General features: G+C 72.7%; 4 protein-coding genes. 1 reads left to right on the top strand and 3 read right to left on the bottom strand.

All coding sequences use genetic code 11. The annotated features are described in order from the left end of the window. The 3 genes from WA805_RS15450 to WA805_RS15440 form a co-directional block, all read right to left on the bottom strand. Positions 1–235: SDR family NAD(P)-dependent oxidoreductase (locus WA805_RS15450; RefSeq protein ID WP_425242665.1), on the bottom strand; the 235-nt coding region annotated here is incomplete at its 3' end. 9 nt (positions 236–244) lie between these two features. Further along, positions 245–1,135 carry a carbohydrate kinase family protein gene (locus WA805_RS15445; RefSeq protein WP_422280292.1) on the bottom strand — a complete coding sequence of 297 codons (891 nt, stop codon included), beginning with the start codon at positions 1,133–1,135 and terminating at the stop codon, positions 245–247. Positions 1,136–1,325: 190 nt separating this feature from the next. Next, positions 1,326–1,739 (bottom strand): YjbQ family protein, encoded by a 414-nt coding sequence (locus tag WA805_RS15440; protein ID WP_422289255.1) that lies wholly within the window; start codon positions 1,737–1,739, stop codon positions 1,326–1,328. 104 nt (positions 1,740–1,843) lie between these two features. Here WA805_RS15440 and WA805_RS15435 point away from each other — a divergent pair. Beyond that, a partial coding sequence (locus WA805_RS15435) for a helix-turn-helix transcriptional regulator (protein ID WP_425242664.1) occupies positions 1,844–2,077 on the top strand: 234 nt, incomplete at its 3' end.

Below are 2,077 nucleotides of genomic sequence, written 5' to 3'. Positions count from 1 at the left end.
GCCGGACCTCGGCCCGGTCGGCCAGGTCCGCGCTGACCCACGCCGCCGAGCAGCCCGCTTCGCACAGCGACCGCGAGGTGGCCGACAGCCGGGTCGGGTCCCTGGCCACCAGCACCACCTTCGCGCCGGCCAGCGCCAGGGCCGACGCCATCGCCTCGCCGATCCCCGAACTGCCGCCGGTGACAACGGCTACCCGCCCGCTGAGCGAGAACAACTCCCCGAGGAAGCCCGTCATGGCTGATGGCTACAAGACAGGACGAGCGCCGATCAGGTTAAGCGCGTGCGCGGCGAGCCGGCAGCCGCTGCCGAGGGCCTCGGTCGGCGGCTTCTTGTCCAGCCACGCAGGGAGGAACCCGGCGACGAACGCGTCGCCCGCGCCGGTGCCGTCGATGACCCGCTCGACCGGCGGCGCCGGCACCCGCACCGGCGGACGGCCGTTGGCGTAGAACAGCGCGCCGTCCGCGCCCAGCTTGATGACGACCTGCGGATACCACGCGGTGAGCACCCGGGCGGCCTGCTCGGCGTCGTCCCGGCCGGTCAGCACCTTGGCCTGCGCGGCGTTCACGAACAGCAGCACGGCGTTGCTCGACAGCTCGAGGAACGGCTCGGCGCCCGCCCGCTCCAGCGGCGCGGCCGAGGCCCCGTCGACCGATGCCGACATGCCGGCCCGGCGGGAGAAGTCCAGCGCGGCCAGGGCCGCGGCCCGCGACCCCTCGGAAAGCAGCGTGTACCCGGACACGTGCAGGTGCGCGCCGGGCACGAACAGGTCGTGCGGCAGGTCGTCGGGAGCGAGCGCCGCGTTGGCGCCCGGGTCGGAAAGCATCGTCCGCTCGCCCTTGTGGGTCACCATGACCACACAGGTCCCAGTCGGCCGTTCGGGGTCCATCACCAGCCGCGCGTCGACGCCGTAGCCCATCAGCTCCATGTCCCGGTTGCGGCCGGCGATGTCCGCGCCGCGCCGCCCGACGAACGCCACGTCCGCACCGTCGGCAGCCAGCCACGCGGCGGTGTTCGCGCCCGAGCCGCCACCGTGGGTAGTGACCTTGGCGGGCGTGTCGCTGCCGCGGGCGAGCGGCAGCGTGGCGTGCGCGACCGTATCCGTCATCAAGTCGCCAATGACAACGATGCGGGCCATAGTCGTCATCACCTCATCATCGGGATCAACAGGCGGCCTGCCGCGGCACCCGACCGCGGAGCAGCGGGTTGGCGAACATAAATCCTGATCGGGGGACTCCTACGGTATCCGTATCCGAGCCGTCGTGACCACCAGGTCGGCGGTCAGTTATTGAAACGGTAACGACAAACGGCTGCCGCGCCACTCCCCTTCAGCCGGCCAGGAACGACAGCCTGACCCGCCTGTCCGGATTGTCCGTGTTCACGTCCACGAGCGCGATCGACTGCCACGTCCCGAGCGCGAGGCGGCCGCCGAGCACAGGGACCGTGGCGTACGGCGCCACGAACGCCGGGAGCACGTGCGACCTGCCGTGCCCGCGCGACCCGTGCGCGTGCCGCCAGCGGTCGTCCGCGGGAAGCAGGTCCGCCAGCGCCGCGAGCAGGTCGCTGTCGCTGCCGGAGCCCAGCTCGATCAGCGCGACCCCCGCCGTGGCGTGCGGCACGAAGACGTGCAGCAGCCCGTCGCCGCCGCCCGACGCGGACCTGGCGAACTCGGCGCACTCGCCGGTGATGTCCTGCACGGTCTCGCGGCTGCCGGTGTGCACCTGAATCATCTGGCTGTCCATATTTTCCGGATCATAGGCGCTCACGGAAAGCGCAGGTATGCGGACGTCGGCCGGCCCGTTAGCCTTCGGTGGACAGGGGTGGCGACGAAAGCCGAGGAGCGCGGGTGACGGAGACGACTGGGACGGCCGGCCCCCGGCTGCGGCTGGCGCGGCAGGCCCGCGGGTTCTCCCAGCAGCAGCTGGCCGGGATGGCGGGCGTGAGCCGGCAGGCGGTGTCGGCCGTGGAGGCGGGCCACTCCGATCCCTCGCTGCGCGTCGCGTTCGCCCTCGCCCAGGCGCTCGGCATGACGGTGGAGGAGCTGTTCGGGCCCGCGGACCTGGCGCCGCCGGTCGCGGCC

It is taken from the genome of Trebonia sp. (assembly GCF_049794275.1).
Classification (GTDB): domain Bacteria; phylum Actinomycetota; class Actinomycetes; order Streptosporangiales; family Streptosporangiaceae; genus Trebonia.
Note: the sequence above shows the minus strand (reverse complement) of the source record. Positions and strands in the feature narration are given on the sequence as shown.

Coding starts and splice junctions, on each gene's coding strand:
- WA805_RS15445 (WP_422280292.1), bottom strand. CDS start 1,135: ATGGCCCGCATCGTTGTCATTGGCGACTTGATGACGGATACGGTCGCG.
- WA805_RS15440 (WP_422289255.1), bottom strand. CDS start 1,739: ATGGACAGCCAGATGATTCAGGTGCACACCGGCAGCCGCGAGACCGTG.